The sequence below is a fragment of the Natrinema zhouii genome (genome assembly GCF_013456555.2).
GTDB lineage: Archaea > Halobacteriota > Halobacteria > Halobacteriales > Natrialbaceae > Natrinema > Natrinema zhouii.
The window spans coordinates 494567-518469 of the sequence record NZ_CP059154.1; the positions used below are offsets into that span (position 1 = coordinate 494567).

Here is a 23903-nt window from a genome sequence, read left to right on the forward strand (position 1 = left end):
TCCGATGCGACGGGCGCACATCGTTGTCGAACCGACCTACGGGCGGCCGATTGAAACGGGTATCGGACGGTTCTCCCGAGCGTCCCACCGTTCCCCTCGAGCACTTATCCCGCCGACAGCGCCTCTTCGAGCCGGTCTTCGATCTCGTCGAGTTCGTCGCGTAGCTCCTCGCCCTCGGCACCCTCGAGCTCGTCGATCCGGTCGGCGATCCCCTGCAGTCGCGAGTACTTCTCGTCCTCGTCGACGCCGGTCTTCTGCACGTAGACGTCCTCGTCGACGTCGTAGACCTCGTCCTCCTCGAGGTCGGTCACGGCGAGAACGACGTCTAGCTTGTCCCGATCGATGCCGGTGACCCACTCGCGCGGGATGCCGTGCTGGTCGAGGGCGGTGAAGACCGTTTCCGCGTCCTTCGGCCGCCGGCGCTCTCGCGTCGTTCGCCGGACGGTTCCGTACCGCCCGTGGAGTCGCTGCTCCGGGCCGAGTCGCTCGAGCAGCGGCTCGCGGGCCGACCGTCGCAACCGATCGGAGCCGTGCTGGACGTCCGACGCGAGCACGTACAGATCCGTCAGCGAGTCGGTGTCGAGCGCCGACGGCTCGTCGGCGTCGATCTCCTCGAGCAGCGCCGCGAACACCAGTGCGTCGTCGTGGACGCGTTCGGGCGGGTCCCGCGCGTCCGCCGCCGGGACGAGAAACGGGCTCTCCCCGCCAGCGGCGTCGGGGTCGTACCCGATCGTCTCGTCGTCGGCCGTATACGCGCCGGCGAGGGTCACGACGCTGGCGTACGGCTCGACACCCGGCTGGAGCTGGTCGATGGCGATCGACCCCTCGTCGAGGCGCTCGAGGAAGACGACGAACTGCTCCCGCCAGAGCGGCCGCCGCTCGCCGCTGTCCCCGAACCGGACGACGATCCGATCCTCGGCCGTCCGTTCGATCCCGAACGGCCGCTCGGAGACCGGCGTGAGCAGTTCCGCACCGGGCTCGAGGGCTTCACACTGTTTTCTGAGTGTGGTCCAGATGTCGTCGGGTTCCATACCTCGAATACGACGAGCGGGCGGAAAAAGCGCGGCCACGAATCTGCCATCCGAACCCGACCCGTTACCGCTCCCGCCTTGAGTCGTTGCCCGATCATCGGGTCGATCACTGCCTACCGAAGCATCGAGGGCAGTCGCGAGAGCGACGAGCAGTGATAGGTCGGCTCCACGTCCAGCTCAGCCGGGTCTCGATCCGCGGAGCGCGAGAGCAGTACCGAATCGATACCCGCGTTATCAGCCGCCCGGACGTCGACGGCCCTGTCACCGACGTAGAGCGCCGACTCCGCCTCGAGGTCCGCGACCGCGGCCTCGATGTTCGTCGGGTCGGGCTTGCGACGGGACAGCCCGTCGGGAGTCAGCGGACAGCCGTAGACCGTCTCGAAACTGGACCGGAGCCCGAACCGCTCGAGCAGCGTCGAGAGGACGACCGGATGGTTGTCGCTGACGATCGCGAGGGGCTGCTCGAGCGACCGAACCGCGGAGATGTCGTCGTAGACCGATCGCAGCCCGCGTTCGACCGCGTCGCACTGGGTCCGGACCATCTCTCGGGCGGCCCGTGCACAGAACGCGTCCGTCTCGATGCCGAGGCCGTGACACCGCCGGGCGATCGACTCGAAGTCGCCGGACGTGAACGCACGGAGCGTCTCGGCCGCCGGCCCGGCACACTCGAGTTTCTCGTACGTTCGACCGAGCGCGGCGGACAGCCGCTGGGAGGAGGGGGTCTCGACCACGACCCCGTCGAAGTCGAACAGGACCGCATCGTACACCATACTGCCAGGGCGTTTTCCCGCAGCGAATATAATTCTGTTGAGCCGATTGGCACCGCTGGCACTCTCAAATAGTCCGTCGAACGGATCCAGAGCTAAGAGGCTCCTCGTGGAATGGGGTAGCATGCTCCACGCAGACGGGCCACTCCTCTCCATCGATGTCGGCGAGCGAACGGCGACCGAGACGACCATCGACGGCGTTCTCGAGGCGGCCGTCGGTGGGCGGGCAGCCGCGACCCGACTGGCTCACGAGCGAATCCCGTTCGACGCGGATCCCTTCGGCCCCGAGAACCGCGCGTATCTCGCCACGGGACCGCTCCAGCAGTCCCGAATGTCCTTTACCGGCCGAATGAACATGACCGGGCTCTCGCCGCTGACCGACGGACTGGTCTCGACCAACGCGGGGGGCTACCTCTCGCGGAACTTCGTCGGAACGGGGATCAGCGTCCTCGAACTAGCGGGGCAGAGCGACGAGTTGCTGGCCGTCCACGTCACGGATGGCGAATCACTCTCGTCGGGCAGCGAAGCGGCGTCGCGTCCGCGCGTCGCGTTCGAGGCGGTCCCCGAACTCGAGGGAGCGACGGTTCCGGAGACCTCCGCGTATATGGCCGAACACCACGATCTCGGCCCGGACAACTGCATCGCGATCGGTCCCGCCGGCGAGAATCGGGTTCGGTTCGCCTCGGTGATGACGTTCGACTCGCGAGCGTTCGGGCGCGGCGGGCTGGGCGCTGTTCTGGGATCGAAGAACGTCAAGTGCGTCACCTTCGACGGGGACGCCGCGCCGCCGATCGAAATCCCGAACCCGCCGGAGATGGACGTTCACCGGGAGGCGGCACAGTCGGACGACCTGCTGCGACGACGGGGGACGACGGGCAGCACCGAGTTCATCAACGACAACTTCTCGCTGCCGACCAGATACTTCAGCGAGTACGGGTTCGAACACGCCGACCGAATCGGCGGTGCCGCCGTCGAGGAGAAGAAGTACGAGAAGGGCGCGTGCTCGGCCTGTGCGTACGCCTGCAAGCTCCCCACTCGGGACGAGGAGACGGGCGTCGAAACCGAGGGACCGGAGTTCGAAACCGTCTACGCGTTCGGCTCGAGCCAGGGTGTCGACGACATCGTCGACGTAATGAGAGCGAACGAGCTGTGTGACTCCCTCGGAATGGACACGATCTCCGCCGGGATCACCGTCGCAGCCTACCTCGCGAGTGAAGACGAGTTCGGCAACGCGGACCTCGCTCGTGAGCTCACGGAGCAGATCGCGTACCGCGAGGGGATCGGCAACACCCTCGCCGAGGGCCTCGACCGCTGCCACGACGAGCTTGACGTCGACAACTACACCGTCAAGGGGCTGGAGTTCGCCGCCCACGACGGGCGCGTTCTCCATGGGCAGGGGCTCTCCTACGCCGTCGCGAACCGCGGCGCGGACCACATGTACGCCGGACTGATGAACCTCGAGTATAGCGGCGAACTCGATCCGGAGGGAACCCTCGGAAAGGTCGAACGACTCGTCCGCGAGGAGAACGCGGCGGCGTTCCGCGATACGGGCATTATCTGTGCGTTCGGCAGCAGCTATGTCACGGAGGACCGTCTGGAAGCGCTGTTCGACGCCGACTACGAGGACCTCATGGAGATCGGGGCGCAGACGGTTCGCCTCGAGCGCCACTTCAACAACCAGCGCGGCTTCGACCGGGGCGACGACGAGCTGCCGTACGAGATCCCGGACCTCGAGCGGGCGATCGACGAGTACTACGCGACGCGCGGCTGGACGGACGACGGAATCGTTCCGGACGCGGCGCTCGAGTCGGTCGTGCCCTCGGCGGACTGAGAGCGGGGTAGCGCGAGAGGCTGAATCACACCCGCCCGCTCACCCGCCGTACACCGATGGAACCAGCCGAATCACGGCGTCGTCCGTCAGTTCCGTCTCGAGGCCATCGATGTGGACGACGTTCTTCGTGTCCCTGGTGACGACCGTGTCTCCCGCCAGCCCGTCCCCGTCGTCTGCCACGAGTTCGCCCTCGAGCGGGTACGCGTCCTCGAGTTCGGCCAGGAGTTCGCCGACGGTTTCGGCCTCGGTTTCGTGGGACACGGTCTTCTCGCCGACCGCGTCCCGAAAGGGGCCGAAGAAGACGCACTCGAGTTGCACACCGTCCCGTTCGACGTGATCGGTCTTGTAGGCGAGGGTTCGGTGGATGACCGTCGACAGAGCAGGAAGAAGACTGGTGATCGGTCGTCGCCAGTCGGGGTTATCGCTCGAGAAACGAGCGAGCCCGCGAATCGAACGTCCGTTTCCGTTCGTGGAACGCGGCGTGTTTCGCGCTCGGCGCGAGCGTCACGCTCCCGTCCGGAATCCGCTCCGCGGTCTCCCGGGTGATCGGCGGCGGGAAGACCGGATCGCGGCCACCGCCGAACACGAGCGTCGGCCGATCGATCTCCTCGAGTCGGTCGCGGCTATCGAATCCCAGTGCGAACTCGAGCGATCGCCACACGTCAGCGGGTTCTGCCGGGCGGGGCTGGAGGAATCGACCGACGGTCTGGACGGTAAGCGGATACGCGATCGCCCGACCGTCCGAGAACATCACGGTGGCGAGCGTCGACCGGATCGACGCCCAGTCGTGCTCGCGAGCGGAGCCCTCGAGCCGTCGGACGGTCGGGTGAGCGTCCTCGTCGATACGACAGCCGCTGTTCGCGAGCACGAGCCGGTCGATCAGTTCGGGGTGCCGGCGAGCCAGTTCCTGGCCGATCATCCCGCCCATCGAGACGCCGACGATGTCGACCGCTTCGTACTCGTCGGCGATTTCCTCGAGTGCTTCTCGATGTGACTCGACGGCGTCGTCAGCGTCGTATCCCGCCGGCAGACCGCGCGGCCGGCTGAGGAGGTAGACCGTGTACTCGTCGAGGTAGCGCGCGAAGTACGGTGCGAGCCCCCAGCCCGTAAACGGCGGATACTCTCCCGGAAACATCGCGTCGCCGATCCCGGGGAGGACGACGAGCGCTCGCGAACCGCGTCCGGTCCCGGCGCTCACGTAGGGGTGAGAACCGGGAAGCTCCCCGGTATCGCTGCGTATCACGAGTTACGACGGCGTCAGCCGATCCCACAGGGACTTCATGTCCTTCGCGGTCGCCAAGGTTTCGAGTTCGCGGAACGCGGATTTCTCCTCGTCGTAGTTCGACTCGAGCGGCTGTTGGACGTCGTTACCGAGTTCGAGTTGCTCCCCGAGCGTCGTCAGCCCCTCGTAGGCCGTCATCTCGACGCGCTCGGTCATCATCCCCGCGTTCAGGTAGACCATGTTGAGCAGTTCGTCGTCCTCGATCTCGGCCTCGAGTTCGCGCCGGTCCTCCTCGAGCCCGTCGAGGATGGCGCAGTCCCGCGCTTCCGCGGGTCGGTCGAGCGCCGCGAAGACGTCTTCGAGGCGCTGGACCTGCGTGCGCGTCTCGTCGCGGTGGTCGGCGAAGCCCTGACTCATCCGGTCGTTGGTGGTGTTGCGGGCCATCTCGTCGAGCGTCTCGACGAGTTCCTGTTCGATGTAGTACTGTTGGGCGAGCTTGTGTACGAACAGCTCGTGGAGATCGTTCATTGTCATACAAGTAGACTTTAGTGACCAGTTGCTTAGTCGCACGCCCCGAACACGCAGGCGTGGCGCTGTCGGCCGATTTCACTGCCCGGCTGCCGACGAACACCGACCGAGTTCCCCGCTTTGCCGTTCGATCACGGGACGTCGTCCGGAACGTCGAAATCGTGGAAGTGCTCGCCCTTCTCCTTGCTGAGAATGTCCAGCGCCGCCGACGCGCCGTCGCCCGCGGCGATCACGGCCTGCCACTCCTCGTCCCGGACCATCGCGCCCGTCGCGTACAGGTCCTCGATGCTCGTCTCCGTGTCGAGATCGACGTCGACAGTGCCGTCGTCGGCGAAGTCGACCTCGAGGTCCTCCGCCATCGAGCGGTCGGCACCGGTCGCGAGTACCGCGTAGTCCGCTTCGTACTCGCCGTCCTCGGTCTCGACCCGGAAGCCGTCGTCGCCGGGATCGACGTCGGTGACTTCCTCGCCGACGCGGACGTCGGCTCCGCGGTCGCGGACCTGTCCGCGCGTGAGTTCCATGAACTCGCTGCCGCTGATGCTTCGAATCCCGGGATAGTTGAACAGGTGGGCCTTGTGCATCCACGTCTCGTCCGTGTCGAAGACGACCGTCTCGAGGCCGTTCTTCGCGGTGAACAGCGCTGCGCTCAGGCCGGCGGCACCGCCGCCGACGATTGCGACGTCTGGCATGGCACCAACGACCAGCGGCGTACCGATAAAGCATTCCGTCAGTCGCGATGACAGACACGTATTACTGAGCCACGGCCGCGTCGGGACGGCCGTTTCGGGGACCTCGACCCCTGAGACCTTTTGCCTCGAACGTGATAGCGAGAGCCGCTGATTCCAATGTCGGACTCACCCGAATCCCCGCGCGAAGAGTCGCTGTGGCTGGCCACGACGCCGACGACCGAGTACGAACCGCTCGAGGACGGCCTCGAAGTCGACGTGGCAGTCATCGGCGGCGGCATCACCGGGCTGACCGCGGCGATCGAACTCCGAGAGGCCGGTCGCTCCGTCGCGGTGCTCGAGTCGGATCGAATCGTCGAGAGCACGACCGGTCACACGACGGCCAAACTCACCTCCCAACACGGACTGATCTACGATACGCTCGTCTCCCAGTTCGGCGAGCGGAAGGCGCGGCAGTACGCCGACGCGAACGAGGCCGCGATCGATTACGTGGAGCAGCGGATCGAGGAAGCGGATATCGACTGCGACTTTCGGCGGACGGAAGCGTACACGTACGCCGCATCGCCGGACGACCGCGGGACGATTCGAGACGAGGTCTCGACCGCCCAGCAAGTCGGCCTCCCCGCCTCCTTCGTCGATGAGACGCCGCTGCCGTTCGACACCGCCGGTGCGGTCCGCTTCGACGAGCAAGCCGAGTTCCATCCGCGGAAGTACCTGCTGGCGATCGCGGAACGGGTCCACGGCGACGGGAGCTACGTGTTCGAGGAGACGCGCGCGCTCGAGGTCGATCCCGGCTCACCGTGTCGCGTCGAAACCGAACACGGTGAGGTCGTCGCCGATGACGTGGTGGTCGCGACGCACTTTCCCGTCCTCGATCGCGCCGGCTACTTCGCGCGGATGCATCCCCACCGCGCGTATCTGCTCGCCGTTCGGGTCGCGGAGACGCCCCTCGAAGGGATGTTCTACAGCACCGATTCGCCGCCGGCGACGATGCGAACGTATTCACCGAGCGCGTCGGCCAGCGGCGGTTCCGACGACGGCGAGCTCCTCTTGGTCGGTGGGCAGAGCCACAAGCCCGGAATCGATGGCCCGCCGACCTCCGAACGGTATCGGCGTTGTGAGGCGTTTGCCCGCGAGCACTTCGACGTCGAGTCGATCGAGTACCGCTGGTCGACGATGGATTACTCGCCGGTGGACGACGTCCCCTTCATCGGGAAGATCGATCCACTGTCGGAGCACGTCTACGTCGGCACCGGATTCGGCGGCTGGGGGATGACCAACGGCACCGCCGCGGGGATGATCCTCGCCGATCTGATCGTCGAGGACTCGAACCCCTGGGCCGACGTGTTCGACCCCCAGCGGTTCACGCCGAAAGCGTCGGCCAAGAGCTTCCTCGAGGAGAACGCCACAGTCGGCGGCAGTTTCGTTGGCGATCGGATCAAATCGCTGCTCGCCACGCTCGGAGCCGACGGGACGGCCGATCTGCCCCCCGGCGACGCCCATGTCGTTCGGCGCTCGAGCCAGCCGGTCGGCCTCTACCGCGAGGAGGACGGAACGACCCACGCCGTGTCGGCGACCTGTCCGCACATGGGCTGTCTCGTCCGCTGGAACGACGCCGAGGAGACCTGGGACTGTCCCTGTCACGGCTCGCGGTTCACTCACGAGGGCGAGGTGCTGTCGGGCCCCGCCGTTGAGGACCTGTTGTACCGAGAGCTCTGATCGTCGCAGTGAGAATCGATCGCCGTTAGGGAAGCGTCACCGCATCGAGATCGATGCGGTTCGGTTCGGGAACCGACTCGAGAGGTTTGCTCGAGACGGCAAAATCTCCCCGTTCGACCATCCGTTCCTCCTCGTTGTCCGGGAGTACGATCACGCCCTTTGCCAGCAACGGCGCGAGTATGCCCGCCGCCACGGTCCGGGGGTCAGACAGCGGCGCTCGAACGACGACGCGATCGTCCGTCTCGAGCCCGGTCTCTTCGAGCACCGCGTGTGCGGCCTCGAGCAATTGTCCGTGCGTAACGGTTCGCTCACCGTCGGTCAGGATCGCCGTCTCGGGATCGATAGTTAGCGGCGGAAACGACGGGTTTTCGGTCCAGATGCCGGCGTCGAAGTGGTGGACGTCCGGCGCGTCGGGGTTCGATCCGTAGCCGACGCGCTGTGCGCCACGCGGGAGGTCGTACTCCTCGAGGGCCGAAACGGGTGCGACGAGGGCCCGAAAGTCGTCCGCGTCCGCGAGGTCAGTCGGCGGCTCGAAACGGGTGGTTCCCTCGAGTAGCGTCGTCCCGAAGAAGGCGAGCAGGGCGAGCGGGCCGTCGCCGACGACGCCGACGGTGACGCCCTCGCGAACGCCCGCGTGGCGCAGGAAGTTCCCGGCCTGCCACGAGGAGGTACACAGCCAGTGGTAGTCGTACTCCCGACCCGTCGCGTCGACGAGTCCGATCCGGTCGTCGCGGAGCTCCCGGGTGAACAGCTCGTCGACCGTCCCAGCGTTCATACTCGAGACTGGGCACCGGGGCGGAAAAAGGACGCCGACTCGCGTCGCCGGCGTCGCCATCGCAACCCGCCGTACGGCGGGCTGAGGTCAGTCGTCCGCGGCCGCCGGCTCTGCGTGGTCGATGTCCGTCCCGAGACACTCGAGGAACTGCGCGAGCCACTCGGGGTGGTCCGGCCACGCCTGTCCCGTTACGAGATTTCCATCGCGCGTGACGCCGTCTTCCCAGGTGCCGCCCGAGATCCGGACGTCCGCCTCGAGGGCCGGATAGCCGGTACAGGTCCGTCCCTCGAGCACGTCCGCCGCGGCGAGGATCTGGATTCCGTGACACAGCGCCGCGACCGGTTTGTCCGCCTCGAAGAAGTGGCGGGTTATCTCGAGCACCTCGTCGTACGTTCGGAGGTACTCGGGTGCGCGCCCGCCCGGAACGACGAGCGCGTCGTAGTCGGCGGGATCGATGTCCTCGAAGTCGTGGTTTAGTTCGAATTGGTGCCCCGGCTTCTCGGTGTAGGTCTGGTCGCCCTCGAAGTCGTGGATAGCGGTCGGACAGGTGTCCCCGGTTTCCTTCTCCGGACAGACGGCGTGGACCTCGTGGCCGACCATCTGGAGCGCCTGAAACGGGACCATGATCTCGTAGTCCTCGACGAAGTCACCGGCGAGGAGCAGTATCTGTTGTGCTGACATGGGTATCCTCGTCCGATCGTTCGGTCGCAACAGCCATAGTCTATGCTGTACGATACCGTAACACTCATAACAGCAGCCAACCCGCTCCCTCGACCGCTCGAGGGCGGCTGCTCGAGCGAAATCGCGTGACGAGTGTCCGAGAGGTGAATCACTCGAGCGCCGTCAGTCTCCTCAGACGACGCCGTGATCCCGGTAAAACCGTCGCGTTCGATCGTCAGCGAGCAGCGGTCGGTGTACCTGGAGCGATGCGACGCCCGGATAGCTGTTGGCCTCGATGATCTGGAACTCGCCTTCGTCGGTGACGACCAGATCCCAGCCGACGTAGGGTGTGTGGGAGAGCGTTTCCGCGATCTCGAGCAAGCGGTCTCGCGTTTCCTCCCAGCCGGGAATCTCTGTTCCCTCGATACGAGCGCCGGTCTCGGGGTGACTCTCGTGCCAGTCGACGATACCGTCGTGTGGATACTCCGCACCCACACTGAGCGCGCCCGTCTCGCGATCGATCTCTGCGCTCAATCCGCCGTTCGAGAAGTTGTCCACGGGGACGGAGTCCCCCGTTCCGATCCGTTGAATCGCGATCGGGATGAACGCCTCTCCCGCCCGCTCGTCGTACATCGTCAGGACCCGGAGCGTGTTCACCGTGTCGGGGAACAACTCGTCCGCGTAGTCGGCCTGTTGGACGAACTCGCAGACGAGGTAGTCCTCGAGGCCCGCGAGCGTCTCGACGAGGTCGGACTCGCTCGTCCGCTCGCCGTCGAACCGGTATTCGCCGTCCACCCGCTCGAGGAAGTGAACGTTGTTCCCGCCGCCGCCGCTGAACCACTTCAACACGAGCCGGTCCCCGTCCGAGAGGGCGTCGTCGAGCCAGTCGATCGGTTCCTCGGTCGGCCGCGTCGTCGCCGATCCGGGCGAATGCTCGAGTTCGATGCCCCCGTCGGTCAGCGCCGACTCTTCGGCGGGATCGAACGTGTGAAAGCGCCCGTCGTTGAGCAGCCCGTACACGGTCGGACGGTGAGCCGGGAACTCCCCGAGGACCCGGTGGAAGGCGAGTTTGTTGTCGATCAACGCGTTCCAGTGGCCGTTGATTCGCTTCGTTCCGACGAAGCGCTGGTAATCAGTGAGATAATCGGCGGGGTCGTTCGACTCGAAGTCGTAGATAACGCCGGACTTGCTCAGAAAGCCGCGTCGATAGAGCTGGAGTCGGCGACGGGGGGAAAGATCGAACGATGACCCGGACCGCCGTTCCGCCCGGAGTAGCTTCCGCAGCCGATTCGCCGACCGGTAGGTTCCAACGATGTTCATCACCGACGACTGACGGGCCCCAGCCCATATTTATCGGTGAGATAATGGTCGTGCCCGCTGTGGAAACTGTCCGCTCGCTAGAACGCGCGCTTGATCTTCTCGAAGAAGCCTTCCTTCACTTCGATCTCGTCGCCGCCGGCCTCCGCGAACTCCTCGAGCGCGTCGCGCTGATCCTCGTTGAGACCCTCGGGAGTGACGACCTGAACCTTCACGAAGAGGTCCCCCTGTCCGCGACCGCGAAGCCGGGGAATGCCCTTGCCCTCGAGGCGGAACGTCTCGCCGCTCTGGGTTCCCTTCGGAATCTCGAACTCGGCACCGCCCTCGAGCGTGGGGACCTCGACAGTGTCGCCGAAGGTGGCCTGCGGGAACGAGATCGGCAGCCGATACTGGAGGTCGTCGCCGTCGCGTTCGAACTCGTCGTGCTCGCTGACGGTCACGTCGATCAGCAGGTCGCCGTGGGGACCGCCCTCGGGGCTGGGTGCCCCCTCGCCTTCCATCCGAAGGGTCTGTCCCTCCTGAATGCCGGCCGGGATCTCGACGGTCAGCGTCGCCTCGTTTCGGACGTAGCCCTCGCCACGGCACTCGCCGCATGTCTCAGAGTACAGCGTCCCCTCTCCCTCACAGCGAGGACAGGCCGTCGTCTGCTGGACGCGACCCAGTGGCGTCTGCTGGACCTGCGTCACCTGTCCACGTCCCTGACACTGCGGACAGGTCTCAGCGTCAGCCTCCGGCGGATGACCCTCGCCCTCGCAGACGTCACACTCCTCGGGCCGCTCGACGGTAAATTGCTTTTCCGCGCCCTCGTAGGCCTCTTCGAGGTTGATCTCGAGTTCGGTTCGCAGGTCGCGTCCCTTGCGGGGTCGACGACGGCCGCGGCCGCCGCCACCGCCGCCGAAGACCTGTTCGAAGATGTCGCCGAGACCGCCGCCACCCATGCCGCCGCCCATTCCGCCACCGCCCATGCCGCCGAACGGGCCGCCCCCCATCCCGCCGGCACCGCCGGCGTCGCTCGCGTCGAAGCCGTGTTTCTCGGCCTGTTCGTAGCGGTCATGACCCATCTGATCGTAGGCCTCGCGCTTTTCCTCGTCGGTCAGGACCTGCTTTGCCTTCTGGATTTTCTTGAACTTCTCCTCGGCATCGGGGTCGTCGCTGACGTCCGGATGGTACTCGGTGGCCTTCGACCGATACGCCTGTTTGATCTCCTCGGCAGACGCGTCGGAGCTCACGCCGAGAACGTCATAGAAGTCCTCGCTCATTCGTTGTTCACCCGATAGTCGGTTGAGACACTTGAAACGAACGTTCCGGACGTACCTTTTTCCGCCTCGGGTTCGCTCGCTTCGCTCGGAACCACTCGGCGCAAAAATCTACGCTAAAAAGGCCGCTCGCTCCCGGTGGTCGCTCGCGGGTGCAGTGCTTGCGCCTTCACCGCAGCGGTAACTCGAACGCTGTGGAGGACTCACGTACTATAAGGCGTGAAATGCCCCCATTCGATCTCGTCTCGAGACGGATCGGACGGAGATGTTCCGAGAGGACGCCGTGCTCGCGATATTCCTAGTTTGAACCGTTTTTCGGAAACTCAGTGAAATTGGCAAGGGCTAATACGAGAAGGGCAACGACACCGGCAGCAATCACAGAACCGTCTAAACGTAAGAGTACGAACACTGCAGACATAACAATAATTACATGTACAACAATTAGTCTGGGTATATAGTTTCGTTTCTCTCCAATTATTTGATTTACCACGACAAATGCTGATCCCCAGAAGAAGCCAACTAGCAGTGATAACAGATCTATCCTAGACATGAATATTATATGTAAAATAATGTAATAACTGTTGTGGTAGAATCATGATCCGAAATAAAATAATTTCTTAGATGTTAGCAGCCGTATACCATATGATCCCCCGTCATCTCGCCGAGATGTTGAAAACTAGTCGCTTTAGACGGATCAGTCTCGTAGGCCCATCCCTTGAAGTTCTGATCGACGCTAGAATCGTCTGACGGGTTAACGAAGACTCGTTACTCGTCGTCTTCGGACTCGTCCTCGTCGAAGTCAACGTCCTCGAAGTCGGCGTCGACGAACTCCTCGCCCTCGCCGTCGGCAGCGCCCGCGTCAGGACCGGGGTTCGGGCCGTCGCCCATGCCGCCGGGGCCTGCGCCGGCCGCACCGCCTGCGCCTGCCGCGCCGGCACCCGCTGCGCCGCCGGCCGCACCGGCGTCCGCGGCACCGGCTTCCTGGTAGATCTGCTTGCCGATCTCCTGAAGTTCCTCGCTCAGGTTCTCGGTCGCCGTCTCGATGTCGTCAGCGTCGGCATCGTCGTCGTCGATCGTCGCCTCGAGGTCCTCGATCGCGTCCTCGATGTCCGCACGAAGGTCGTCATCGACCTGCTCGTCGTTCTCCTCGAGCAGCGTCTCGGCGCGCTGGATCGTGGCCTCGGCGTTGTTGCGGGCCTCGATGCGCTGGCGCTTTTGCTGGTCCTCTTCGGCGTGTTCTTCGGCTTCGCGCTGCATCTTCTCGATCTCGGAGTCAGAGAGTCCGGCGCCGCCCTCGATGGTGATCTCCTCGGTGGTGCCGCTGCCCTTGTCCTCCGCGCTCACGTTGACGATGCCGTTCTCGTCGATCGAGAACGTGACTTCGATCTGGGGCGTTCCGGCGGGGGCCGGCGGGATGCCGGTCAGGTGGAATTCGCCGAGCATCTCGTTTTCCGCGGCCAGTTCGCGCTCGCCCTGGAAGACCCGGACCTGCACCGTGGTCTGGTTGTCCGCCGCGGTGGTGAAGATCTTCGACTCCTCGGTCGGGATCGTCGTGTTCTTCTCGATGAGGCGCTCGAAGAGGCCGCCCTTGACCTCGATACCCAGCGAGAGCGGCGTCACGTCCAGCAGGACGATGTCGTCGACCTCGCCGCCCAGCACGCCGCCCTGAATCGCTGCGCCCAGCGCGACGGCCTCGTCGGGATTGACGTTCTTCTGGGGCGCTTTTCCGGTCAGCTCTTCGACCTTCTCGGCGACCTGAGGCATCCGGGTCGACCCGCCGACGAGGAGGACTTCGTCGATCTCGTCCGCATCGTAGCCCGCGTCCTCGAGCGCCTGCTCGGTCGGCTCGACGGTCCGGTCGATCAGGTCCTGCGTGAGCGACTCGAACTTGGCACGCGTCATCGACTCCTCGAGGTGGATCGGGCCGTCGTCGGTCGCCGTGATGAACGGGAGGTTGATCTCGGTCTCTTTTCGACTACTGAGTTCGATTTTGGCCTCCTCGGCGGCGTCCTTGAGCCGCTGGAGGGCCTGGCGGTCCTCGCGGAGGTCGATGCCGTGTTCGTCCTCGAACTCGTCGGCGAGCCAGTCGATGATGGCCTCGTCCCAGTCGTCGCCACCGAGGTCGTTGTCACCGTTGGTCGCGACGACTTCGTAGACGCCGCCGCCGAGATCGAGAATAGAGACGTCGAAGGTACCGCCACCGAGGTCGTAGACGAGTACGGTCTGGTCGGAGTCGTCGTCGAGGCCGTAGGCCATGGAGGCGGCCGTCGGCTCGTTGATGATGCGCTCGACCTCGAAGCCGGCGATCTCGCCGGCGTCTTTGGTTGCCTGACGCTGTCGGTCGGAGAAGTATGCGGGAACCGTGATGACGGCCTTCTCGACGTCGTCGCCGAGATAGTCCTCGGCGTCGCGTTTGATCTTCTGGAGGATCATCGCCGAGATCTCTTCGGGCGTGTACTCCTCGCCCTCGATCTCGACGGTGTAGTCTTCCTCGCCGATGTGGCGCTTGATCGAGGCGATCGTCTTTTCCGGGTTCTGAATCGCCTGATTCTTCGCGGGTTTGCCGACGAGGCGCTCGTCGTCGTCGGTGAAGGCGACGACGGAGGGTGTCGTCCGTTCGCCTTCCGCGTTGACGATAATCTCCGGATCGCCGCCTTCCATCACCGCGAACGCGCTGTTCGTCGTCCCGAGGTCGATTCCGAGAATCTTGTTGCTTGCCATAGTGGACGGGTATTGTGCGCACTTTGTTTTAAAGGTTACTAGGCAGAATGAGGATCCGAATAAAATCCGGAAACCACGGCTCTCAGCCTCGCTCGCGACAGTTGGGCTGCAGTAAAAACCAGGGTCAAATCCGGCCCTCTGTCGAGCAGTGGCAGACCGAAACGCGATACACCGACGACTCGAGCGGCGTCCGCTCGCGCTACTTGTTCGCGTCGTCTGCGTCGTCCGCTGCCGTGCCCTCGCGGTCATCGTCGGCGACTTCGCCGCCGAGTTCAATCGCCTTACCGTCGTCATCGTCGTCGGTAGTCGCCGATTCGTCGGTCTCGGTCGATTCGTCTGGGACCGTGTCGGCATCCGCGTCGGTTCCGTCGGCTGCCCCATCGTCAGCATCGGTCTCGTCAGTCGCGTCGCGCTGCTCGTCCGATTCGTCGGTCGCTACCTCCTCGTTCTCGTCTGCGCCGTCGTCGTCATCCCCGTCCCCATCTGCGAACTCACCGTTCGAGACGGTCACCTGAGCGTTCTGGATGACTTTCTCCCCCATCTCGTAGCCGGGCGTGTAGACATCGGCGATGGTTCCTTCGGGCTGGTCGCTGTCGACCTGCATCATGACCTCGTGGCGCTGCGGGTCGGCCTCGGTCCCGGGATCGGGGTCGATTTCCGAAACGTTCTCGTCCTCGAGAATGCGATCGAACTCGCGCAGCGTCATATCGACGCCGTCCCGGAGCGTGTCGACATCGCCGCTCTCCTCCTCGAGCGCGCGTTTGAGGTTGTCCCGGACGCCGATGAGGCGCTCGACGAGGTCCTCGGCGGCGCGGTCCTTGATCTGCTGTTGGCGTTTCTTGGCGCGTTTCTTGTAGTTCTGGAAGTCCGCCTGTTTGCGCTTGAGGCGACTCTTCAGGTCCTCTATCTCTTCCTCGTACTCCTCGAGTTGCTCGTCGCGCTCGTCCAAGGCCGACTCGTACTCGTCGAGCTGGTCCTGGAGTTCGCCGATCGTCTCGGCCTGGGACTCGATGCGTTCCGTGAGATCCTCGAGTTCCGCGCGCTGGTGTTTGACGGTCCCGTTGAGATCGCGGGCCTCCTCGACGATCGAGTTGACCTTGCGGGCGAGTTCGTCGTCGTACTCGGTCACCCGATCGAGCATACGCTGGACGTCCTCGCTCGTTTGGGGTGCCTCCCCGTCCTCGTCGGCATCGCCCGCGGTCGTTTCGGTCCCCGCTGCCGCTGTCTCGTCGGCTACGTCCGCGCTCGAGTCGGTCTCTGTGGCCGCTCCTGCCGATTCCAAGTCGGTCGATTCGGATTCCTGTTCCGAATCCCCGTCCATCGACGTCTCGTGATCGACGTCGGCCGTCTCGCCGTCGTCGGATTCCTCCTCGGACGGGACACCCTGGGCTGACGCGTTCGTGCCCTCGTCTTCGCTCATGTGGCAGTCAACGAACAGCGGTAATAAAAGGGTTGAGGTACGGCGGCTCGCATCCAGTGAAACGGAAAACTGAACTGATCACTACGGATGCGAAGTGAGCACTGAAGTTTTTATCAGGTTTCAATGGTATCTGGCGAGTCGTGCTGAACTGATAGCGCGTCTCTCGCTCCGCTGCTCCATTGATCAGTTGGCGATAATCCGGGCGATCCAGACGATCGGGATCACCGGGATGGCCAATCCGGTGACCAGAAGCACGATGGCGATTAGGACTTTCTCGGCGCGACTCGACCCGTGCCATATCGACTGCCACATATCATCGATCGCCTGTGCCGTTCGCTGAATCAATCCAGCCATAGATGATACTGAGAGTATAAAGACGGAAAATTTCACGGCATGCAAGGGATCGGGAGTCCCCGTTTCGCAGCGTCTGAGACAGTTGTTTTCACAGCTACCTCTTCCACTTCTCCCCGGATAATACGAGTGGAACCAGATCGCTCTATTGTGCCGGATATAGCCTCTCTATTCAGCAGGCCGTTCGTATCAGCCGCTGCGGATTTCAGGGGGCTGACTGATTCAAAGTGGTCCGCCATCGGTACCACCTGAAGCAATTATCCCGCTTGACCACCGAGGACCGATATGCAGTGGTGCGACCAGCCAGCGAAATCGTTCGGGAGCGAGGGTGTGAAGGCCCGGAACCGAAGCCAGAGGGGGCGAGTGGCGTGACCGACGACCCCCTCCCGGCAGAACATCTCTCACCGCTCGCCACGCTCGTCGACGAGGTACTCGCGGGTGTCGGGTACGAGGTAGCGGCCGCCACCGACGCCGTCGACGATACCGTCCCCGGCTACGGCGGCCTATTCGACCCCGTGACCACCCCGGCCGAGTTGCGTCGCGCGCTCGAGAGCCTGCTGGGGTCGGGACTCACCCGGCCACCCGTTCCCGAATCGACGAGCGACACGTTCGTCCTCTACATCGACGGCAGTTCACGCGGCAACCCCGGCCCCGCAGGGGCGGGCGCTGTCATCATGGACGATACGGAGGACCAACTCGCTCGTCTCGGCCGCCCCGTCGGCTCCCGGACGGGGAACAACACCGCCGAGTACGTCGCCCTCCAGCTCGGGCTCTCCGAACTGTTGGCTCGCTACGAGCCACGCAGGCTGGACGTGCGCATCGATTCGATGACGGTCATCCGAGACGTCTGGGGTGGCGATGACCCGACGGAACCGGGCGTCGAGACGTACAGCGAGGCCGTCGCGGCGGCACTCTCGAGCATCCCGGACCACCAGTACACGCATCTGGCCGACAGCGACCCGAACCCCGCCGACGCACTGGCGACAGTGGGAGCCGATATCGCGGCTTTCGGTCCTGGATAGGGGCGTTACGCCGCTTTCGATTCGAAATCCCGGCACCGTTGAAATCCGCAGAAGCGACTCGAAACCACGTACTGACTCCACCCTCTCTGTTTAGCGGTGACAGCTTCCGTTGGGCGCACGGGACTCGCTTTCGTCGATAAACGCCAGAAGATGCCTATCGCCATGGATACGTGTGCGTTCTCCGACTGTACTTGCCACGCATCACGAGTAATAGGCACCCACGTCTGGGAGAATGGGGTTGTCCACGAACCGATCGAAATAGCGCTCGTAGTGACGATCTCGAGGTCGCAAAATACCCGACCGTATATGTGGGTCTGCCCCCGATTGTGTCCCGTGACGCCGACACCGGCCGACGAATCGACCGCGATCGAACTCCGGTACGAGGACGGGACGATCCGGATCGACGGCCTCGAGAGAGCCACCGTCTCGCCGTCGTCGCTTCGCACCGCCGTCCCCGGCCCCGAGCCCGACCGGCGGACTGACGGGTGGCGCGTCCCGGCCTTCCGGTACGCCGACCTCCGTGCAGCGCTGGCGGGGACGGACGCCGTAATCGATGACCGCGTTCTCGATCTCGAGTCCGTGCCCGCCCTCGAGTCCGCGTACGAACTCCGCGATTATCAGGCGACGGCGCTCGAGGCGTGGCTCGAGACCGATCGCTGGGCCGACGGCCCGGCCGAGTCAATCGGACGAGCACCCGCCGGCATCCTCGAGCTCCCGACCGGAAGCGGCAAGACCGTCATCGCGCTGAAGGCGATCGAACGGCTCTCGGTGCCGACGCTCGTCGTCGTGCCGACGATCGACCTGCTCGAGCAGTGGCAGCGAGAACTCGAGCGCGAATTCGAGCGCCCGATCGGGCGCTTCGGCGGCGGCGAACAGCGTCTCGAACCGATCACCGTTTCGACGTACGACTCGGCGTACCTGAAAGCCGATTCGGTGGGCGATCGGTTCGGGTGCGTCGTCTTCGACGAGGTCCACCACCTCGGCGGCGAGGGCTACCGCGAAATCGCGCGACTGCTGGCTTCTCCCGCCCGCCTGGGGCTGACCGCAACGTTCGAGCGACCCGACGGCGCACACGAGGTGATCGAGGACGTCGTCGGCCCGCTGGTCCACCGCGTCGACGTGGACGAACTCGCCGGCGACCACCTGGCGAACTACGACGTCAAGCGACTCGAGGTCTCGCTCACCCCCGACGAGCGCGAGGAATACGAGCACAATCAGGAGGTGTTCACGAACTACCTCGCCCAGTCGAACATCGAGATGCGGAGCGGCTCTGACTATCAGGAACTCGTCAAGCGATCGGGCAACGACCCCGACGCGCGCGAGGCGCTGCTCGCCCGCCAGCGCGCACGGGAGATCATGTTCGGGAGCGAGGCGAAACTCGAGGCGCTGGCGGGGGTTCTCGACGACCACCGCGGCGATCGGGCGATCGTCTTTACGGCACACAACGACCTCGCGTACGACGTCAGCGAGCGGTTTCTGATTCCGACGATCACCCACCAGACCGACAATGTATTAGCAGACGGTCGTTCCGAGCGCGAGTATATCTTGGATCGCTTCCGCGAAGGTGACTATACGAGACTCGTCACGACCAACGTGCTCAACGAAGGAATCGACGTACCAGAGGCTAGTGTTGGCGTCATTCTCTCGGGAAGCGGGAGCGAGCGCGAGTTCAAACAGCGCCTCGGACGGATCCTCCGGCCAAAAGAGGACGGCGGTCGGGCGATTCTATACGAGATTATCTCCAAAAACACCAGTGAAGAACGGATAGCAAGACGTCGTCGTGACTAATGGCGATTTAGTATACCATGATCCAAAGGGGGTGATGCTACGTTTGCTCTCGTCGCGGTTAGCAGCCAGCGGACTGGTTTTGGTGGTCCAGTGTGGCGTGTGTGGATGCTTAGATGCCCGATTCAGTGCGTGATCTGCCTCTGATTTTCACGGCAACCGCTGGGGAAGATTATGGGAACATTTGTCAGTGGTAGGAATAGCCATTAGGCCGTCGATCGCAGGCTTGTAACGAATATTTGGGTGACGGTTTTGTAGCGAACTGGGAGCGTTCGGCCCTTATCCTGTACGTATTAGCCGGCTCCCGAATAGCAGATAGTCGAAGACAAGCTGCTCGGATCCAAGCCCGTTCCAAATCCGAGTAGAGTAGTCGAGGAGATGGCCCTATTAGTGTAGTCGTCGAGAGCGTATACTCGCGATGCCTCCAGAATCAGCGAAAGATATCGATCCCGGCAACGCAGAACATCGCGAAATCGGGGAGGGATTATTAGAGGAAGAAATGGCACCGAGCTCGTCGATGGCACACCTCTACCGAGGTGAGATCCATCGAATGAAATTTTGGCGCGAACGACTCGACCGAACGTCAAACTGGGCCGTTATCGTCATGAGCGGGGTCCTCACGTGGGGCTTTTCCGGCCGCAACCGACCGCATTACATCCTCCTATTGGGACTTGCGGCACTAACCGCCTTCCTAATTATGGAGGCACAGCGGTATCGCGGCTACGATCTCTGGCGTGGACGCGTTCGGACGCTCCAAAAAAAACGTCTTCGCGTACGGATTAGACCCGTCTACAGGCCTTGAAGATCCGTCGTGGCGGGAGAGGTTGAGCCAAGACTACCGGACGCCAGTTATCAAGATTACTCGAGAGGAAGCAATTGCGCACCGCCTTCGCCGGATCTACCTACTACTCTTTACAATTATGTTGGGTGCGTGGACGATCCGAGTTACCGCATTCGCACAAACACCATGGCCCGCCAGTGCATCAATCGGTGTGATCCCTGGTCTCCTCGTAACCGGTATCCTCGTCACGCTATACCTCTTCGCAGTTCTCGTCGCCGTGCGGCCGCGGACGTGGCGAGCCGAGGACGAACTCCATTCAGGGATTCCCGTGCGTTCCCAGAACACCTCTCTGGTATGGCCATGCGGCCGCGATGAGCGGTGCGACCGCTGGTTAGATTGACCGCAAACTTCACGAGTACGCGTTTCTCGACTCCTGTGATCTCCGTCTCGACAGAGACTAATGAACGACCATGACTGTACGGATATCAGTAAGAATACGTGGATCGACTCGAAAGGCCTACCCGGTTGATGGAGGATCAGCGCTTTCTCGAGTCGGAATGGGATTATTGTCTGGTGCTGGACGCCTGTCGGTACGACGTATTTAGCGAAGTGTACGATGACTATCTCGACGGAGAACTGGAAAAGCGGCGGAGTCCCGGCTCGTCGACACCGGAGTGGGCCTATCGAACGTTCACCGACGACTACGACATCGCGTACTTTTCCGGGAACCCGTTCATCAACGACCTCGGGATCCCCTTGAACGAACTCAAGTGGGGCGCCAGTTGCGATTACGAGTGGACGGCTGCTAACCACATTAGCGAGGTCTTCGACGTCTGGAAGACCGGTTGGGACGACGATCTCGGGACGGTCCCGCCGGAGAGCTTGGCGGCGGCGTTCCGCGATCACTCCGAGGCCGTCAAGCGGGCCGATCGGACGGTCCTCCACTATATGCAACCACACGCACCGTATCTCTCTCGCGGGAAGGGGCAAAAGCTCAAGCAGATCCAGAAGGGGATTCGGAGACAGGAGGAAGCCGAAACGGTGGCGAACCGGAGCGAGGCGTTCACGCTCGAAGCGGTCAGGGACCAGTACCGAACGCTCTACAACGAGGTGGCCTGAATGAAAATCGGATTCTTCACGGACAGTTACTTCCCCGAAATCGACGGTGTCACATATACGATCAAGCTTTGGCGAGAGGAGTTAGAACGAAACGGACACGAAGTGTACGTCGTCTACCCGGAGGGCGACTACGAACCCGGTGACCGCGAAATTCCGGTCACATCGGTCTCGAACCCGTTCTACCCCGGCTATCGAATCCCACTCTTTAGACGGCCGTCTACGCTCCCTGATTTGGACGTCGTCCACTGTCACGGTCCGGCACCGGTCGGCATTCTCGGTCGTTACTACGCGCGGAAACACGAACTGCCCGCGATATACACCCACCACACGCCGCTCGAGGAGTACTTCCATCAGAACGTCAAATTCGAATCGGTCGCCGCCGCGCTATCGAAGCTATATGTTCCTCTCGAGAACGCGTTTCTCCGGAGTTTCGACGCCGTGACTGCCTCGACCAAGCGGATCGAACGCGACGTCGAACACGTGCCGCTCCCGGTCGGACTCGATATGAAGTTCTTCCAGCCGACCGAGACCGACTGGTATCCGGATCAGACGGTAATCGGATACAGCGGACGACTTAGTATGGAGAAAAACGTCAGCGAGATCCTCCGCGTCGCCGAGACCCTTCCCGAGTACCACTTCGTCATCGTCGGCGATGGCCCCTACCGCGATTCCCTCGAGGCCGCCGCCCCCGAGAACGTCGATATCCGGACGTTTCTTCCTCGGGAGGAGCTGCCGATCTTTTACTCCTCGATCGATGTCTTCGTCACCGCGTCGACGGCGGATACGTTGGGTCTGTCCACGCTGGAGGCCAACGCCTGTGGCACGCCCGTCGCCGCCGCCGACGTGCCCCCGTTCGAGCAAACGATCGGTGCCGCCAACGGCGAGCGCTTCGAGTACGGCGACCGCGCGGCGATGGCCGACGCCATCGAGAGCTGTCTCCGTACGGAGCGCGATACGAGGGCCGCCATCGAACGGTACGACGTCCGGCGCACGATGGATAATCTCGAGTACCTGTATCGCAGCGTGCAGTCGTCAACCGACGAGGTGCCGACGACCGCCGACGACCGCTGGGGATTCTCCGAGGACTCGCAGGGATCGCTCGACTGACCGCCTGATCGGCGCTCCGGCGGCCACTCAGGCGTCGCGGCGATTCGTCGTCAAGACGGGGGTCGGCGCAGTGCGGAGTACTCGTTCGGAGATACCGCCGAGGAATCGCTCGTCCAGTCCCGTCCGACCGTGGGTTCCCATCACTACCAGATCGATCCCCTCGGCGTCGGCGTACGAGGTGATCTCCGTCGGTACCGATCCCGACTCGACGGCGGTCACGACGTCGTCGACGCCCGCGTCGTTGGCCGTCGCCTCGCCGTCCTCGATCAGGTCTCTCGCTCGACTCTCACGATCGGATTCCCCGCCGAGCGATCCGAGGAGCTGGTCCTCGAGAACGGCGAGGAGATGGAGCGTCGCGCCGTGGTGCTTCGCGACGGCCGCGCCCGTGCGCAACGCGGTCGTCGCGTGTTCGCTTCCGTCGGTCGGGACGAGGATAGACTCGTACGGATAGATCGGCGTGTCGTCGATCGCGCGAACCGTCAGTACCGGCATCGGCGCCGTATTGACGACCTGTTCGGCGACGCTCCCGACGACATATCGTTCCAAACCGTCTCGACCGTGGGTCCCCATCGCTATGAGATCGACGTCCTTCGTCTCGGCGTAGTCGACGATCGCTTCGTGGGGGACTCCCTGAACGATGTCCGTGGTAACGGGAGCATCGCTGTCCGCAGCCCGTTCCCGCGCGTCCGAGACGATCTCGTCGCCCTCGTGCTCGAGGACGTCCACGACGTCGGTCCCGATGCGAGTCTGACTCAGCTCGTTCGTGTCCGCGACGTAGAGGAGGGTGACAGGCGCGTCGTGATCGCTGGCGATCTCGAGCGCGTGATCCAGCGCTACCGTCGCCGAATCGCTCCCGTCGACGGGAACGAGAATGCGGTCGTACATGGCCGTCATCGACTACGACCCGGATCGGTATACCGTTTGATCCGACGACGGAGTGACATCCTCCCGTCGCCGGACATGATCGTCGACGAAGTGGCAGTGACACGGTGAACGATTATCCGGATCCCGGTAATGGTCTAGAACGGTTCGGATTCACTGTGACGGCACCAAAACCACGCGTCCGGCGAACAGGTGAAACCGGCGTTCGGCGGATCGTGAATCGCCTCTTGCACGCGGGAATTGTCGCCGCGCTCGCTGCGGGAATCCGGCGTCGCGATCCGAGCGTGATTGTCAACGGTGCCCTCTCGCTGACGTTCGGCTCGTTACCGCGATACCTCGAACGGCGATACGACGTTCACTTTCGGCCGTGGCAGCGGGAGTGGATCTCGACGGCTGCATTGGTCCACCACGCTCGGCATGCTCGGCCCGTACGATCGCATCTGGTAGTGGGACCATCTCGCACACACGCTCTCGGGGGTCGTCTTTGCCGGTGTCGCGGACGTGGTGTACCGATCCGACGTCGACGGGGAACGCCACGCTTCGAGTCGCTCTAGGACGGCGTTCGTCGCCGGAATCACGTTCGGACTCGGCTTCGTCTGGGAGGTATTCGAATACATCGTCCACGCGCTCGGCGATCGGATCGGGTTCGACCCCTTGCTCGTCCACTACGGACGGCTCGACGCCGTAGGTGATCTCGTCTTCGATCTGCTCAGGGCAGCGATCGTCCTCCTGTTCGGGCGGGATCGGTTATCGAATCTCGTCGACGCGGAGGGAGACGAATCATAACGCTCTGAACGAACTATTCTTCCTCGGGGAGATCGACTAGTTGGACCGAACTGAGAATATCAGTCCGTAACATGGATGCCTTCTCCTCGCCGAGATGATCGTTCTCTTCGAGCACGTCGATTAGCAGTAGTTGGTAG

General features: G+C 63.6%; 21 protein-coding genes and 2 pseudogenes. 8 read left to right on the forward strand and 15 right to left on the reverse strand.

Features of this window, described 5'->3' with window-relative positions:
- Positions 1-104: 104 nt before the first annotated feature.
- Together HYG81_RS21175 and HYG81_RS21180 are read right to left on the reverse strand one after the other, a co-directional pair.
- Positions 105-1031, reverse strand: coding sequence for a DUF7983 family protein (locus HYG81_RS21175; RefSeq protein ID WP_180841678.1), 927 nt, complete (start codon positions 1029-1031; stop codon positions 105-107).
- Positions 1032-1144: 113 nt separating this feature from the next.
- The gene (locus HYG81_RS21180; RefSeq protein ID WP_180841679.1) at positions 1145-1801 is read right to left on the reverse strand and encodes an HAD family hydrolase; all 657 of its coding nucleotides are present in this window, start codon (positions 1799-1801) and stop codon (positions 1145-1147) included.
- A gap of 121 nt (positions 1802-1922) precedes the next feature.
- Here HYG81_RS21180 and HYG81_RS21185 point away from each other — a divergent pair, with 121 nt between their 5' ends.
- Positions 1923-3629 (forward strand): aldehyde ferredoxin oxidoreductase C-terminal domain-containing protein, encoded by a 1707-nt coding sequence (locus tag HYG81_RS21185; RefSeq protein ID WP_180841680.1) that lies wholly within the window; start codon positions 1923-1925, stop codon positions 3627-3629.
- A gap of 39 nt (positions 3630-3668) precedes the next feature.
- Here HYG81_RS21185 and HYG81_RS21190 read toward each other — a convergent pair whose 3' ends face one another.
- From HYG81_RS21190 to HYG81_RS21205, 4 genes are all read right to left on the reverse strand, one after another.
- On the reverse strand, positions 3669-3947 hold the full coding sequence (locus HYG81_RS21190; protein ID WP_180841681.1) for a MoaD/ThiS family protein: 279 nt from the start codon (positions 3945-3947) through the stop codon (positions 3669-3671).
- Positions 3948-4047: 100 nt separating this feature from the next.
- Positions 4048-4872: an alpha/beta fold hydrolase gene (locus HYG81_RS21195; RefSeq protein ID WP_180841682.1), complete on the reverse strand. Its 825-nt coding sequence runs from the start codon at positions 4870-4872 to the stop codon at positions 4048-4050.
- A 3-nt stretch (positions 4873-4875) separates the two neighbouring features.
- Positions 4876-5379 carry a YciE/YciF ferroxidase family protein gene (locus HYG81_RS21200; protein WP_180842948.1) on the reverse strand — a complete coding sequence of 168 codons (504 nt, stop codon included), beginning with the start codon at positions 5377-5379 and terminating at the stop codon, positions 4876-4878.
- 131 nt (positions 5380-5510) lie between these two features.
- Entirely contained in the window at positions 5511-6068 is a 558-nt protein-coding gene (locus HYG81_RS21205) for an FAD-dependent oxidoreductase (RefSeq protein WP_180841683.1), read from the reverse strand.
- A 156-nt stretch (positions 6069-6224) separates the two neighbouring features.
- On the opposite strand from HYG81_RS21205, the gene HYG81_RS21210 reads away from it, so the two are divergent.
- On the forward strand, positions 6225-7784 hold the full coding sequence (locus HYG81_RS21210; protein ID WP_180841684.1) for an FAD-dependent oxidoreductase: 1560 nt from the start codon (positions 6225-6227) through the stop codon (positions 7782-7784).
- Between the two features lie 25 nt (positions 7785-7809).
- Here HYG81_RS21210 and HYG81_RS21215 read toward each other — a convergent pair whose 3' ends face one another.
- The 8 genes from HYG81_RS21215 to HYG81_RS21250 all read right to left on the reverse strand — a co-directional run bounded on the left by HYG81_RS21215 (position 7810) and on the right by HYG81_RS21250 (position 16287).
- Positions 7810-8559, reverse strand: coding sequence for a hypothetical protein (locus HYG81_RS21215; protein ID WP_180841685.1), 750 nt, complete (start codon positions 8557-8559; stop codon positions 7810-7812).
- Between the two features lie 87 nt (positions 8560-8646).
- A complete protein-coding gene (locus HYG81_RS21220; protein ID WP_180841686.1) occupies positions 8647-9240 on the reverse strand; it encodes a DJ-1/PfpI family protein in 594 nt (197 codons plus the stop codon).
- Positions 9241-9411: 171 nt separating this feature from the next.
- Positions 9412-10539 carry a sugar-transfer associated ATP-grasp domain-containing protein gene (locus HYG81_RS21225; protein WP_180841687.1) on the reverse strand — a complete coding sequence of 376 codons (1128 nt, stop codon included), beginning with the start codon at positions 10537-10539 and terminating at the stop codon, positions 9412-9414.
- 77 nt (positions 10540-10616) lie between these two features.
- Positions 10617-11795 (reverse strand): molecular chaperone DnaJ, encoded by a 1179-nt coding sequence (gene dnaJ, locus HYG81_RS21230; RefSeq protein WP_180841688.1) that lies wholly within the window; start codon positions 11793-11795, stop codon positions 10617-10619.
- Between the two features lie 295 nt (positions 11796-12090).
- A complete protein-coding gene (locus tag HYG81_RS21235) occupies positions 12091-12342 on the reverse strand; it encodes a hypothetical protein (RefSeq protein ID WP_180841689.1) in 252 nt (83 codons plus the stop codon).
- Between the two features lie 215 nt (positions 12343-12557).
- The gene (gene dnaK / locus HYG81_RS21240; RefSeq protein ID WP_180841690.1) at positions 12558-14513 is read right to left on the reverse strand and encodes a molecular chaperone DnaK; all 1956 of its coding nucleotides are present in this window, start codon (positions 14511-14513) and stop codon (positions 12558-12560) included.
- A gap of 199 nt (positions 14514-14712) precedes the next feature.
- Entirely contained in the window at positions 14713-15933 is a 1221-nt protein-coding gene (locus HYG81_RS21245) for a nucleotide exchange factor GrpE (protein WP_180841691.1), read from the reverse strand.
- A gap of 183 nt (positions 15934-16116) precedes the next feature.
- A complete protein-coding gene (locus HYG81_RS21250; RefSeq protein ID WP_180841692.1) occupies positions 16117-16287 on the reverse strand; it encodes a hypothetical protein in 171 nt (56 codons plus the stop codon).
- 365 nt (positions 16288-16652) lie between these two features.
- Between HYG81_RS21250 and HYG81_RS21255 the strand changes: the two genes are divergently transcribed.
- The 5 genes and pseudogenes from HYG81_RS21255 (at position 16653) to HYG81_RS21275 (ending at position 22098) form a co-directional block, all read left to right on the forward strand.
- Positions 16653-17306, forward strand: coding sequence for a ribonuclease HI family protein (locus tag HYG81_RS21255; RefSeq protein ID WP_180841693.1), 654 nt, complete (start codon positions 16653-16655; stop codon positions 17304-17306).
- Positions 17307-17612: 306 nt separating this feature from the next.
- Positions 17613-19094 carry a DEAD/DEAH box helicase family protein gene (locus HYG81_RS21260; protein ID WP_180841694.1) on the forward strand — a complete coding sequence of 494 codons (1482 nt, stop codon included), beginning with the start codon at positions 17613-17615 and terminating at the stop codon, positions 19092-19094.
- A 415-nt stretch (positions 19095-19509) separates the two neighbouring features.
- A pseudogene (locus HYG81_RS45685) lies at positions 19510-20191 on the forward strand (DUF2270 domain-containing protein); the annotation flags it as partial.
- Positions 20192-20400: 209 nt separating this feature from the next.
- A pseudogene (locus tag HYG81_RS21270) lies at positions 20401-20910 on the forward strand (hypothetical protein); the annotation flags it as partial.
- 81 nt (positions 20911-20991) lie between these two features.
- On the forward strand, positions 20992-22098 hold the full coding sequence (locus HYG81_RS21275) for a glycosyltransferase (protein ID WP_180841695.1): 1107 nt from the start codon (positions 20992-20994) through the stop codon (positions 22096-22098).
- Between the two features lie 27 nt (positions 22099-22125).
- Here HYG81_RS21275 and HYG81_RS21280 read toward each other — a convergent pair whose 3' ends face one another.
- The gene (locus tag HYG81_RS21280; protein WP_180841696.1) at positions 22126-22983 is read right to left on the reverse strand and encodes a universal stress protein; all 858 of its coding nucleotides are present in this window, start codon (positions 22981-22983) and stop codon (positions 22126-22128) included.
- A gap of 501 nt (positions 22984-23484) precedes the next feature.
- On the opposite strand from HYG81_RS21280, the gene HYG81_RS21285 reads away from it, so the two are divergent.
- Complete coding sequence (locus tag HYG81_RS21285; protein WP_226376008.1) at positions 23485-23766, forward strand: DUF2238 domain-containing protein; 282 nt, start codon at positions 23485-23487, stop codon at positions 23764-23766.
- Positions 23767-23903 lie beyond the last annotated feature (137 nt).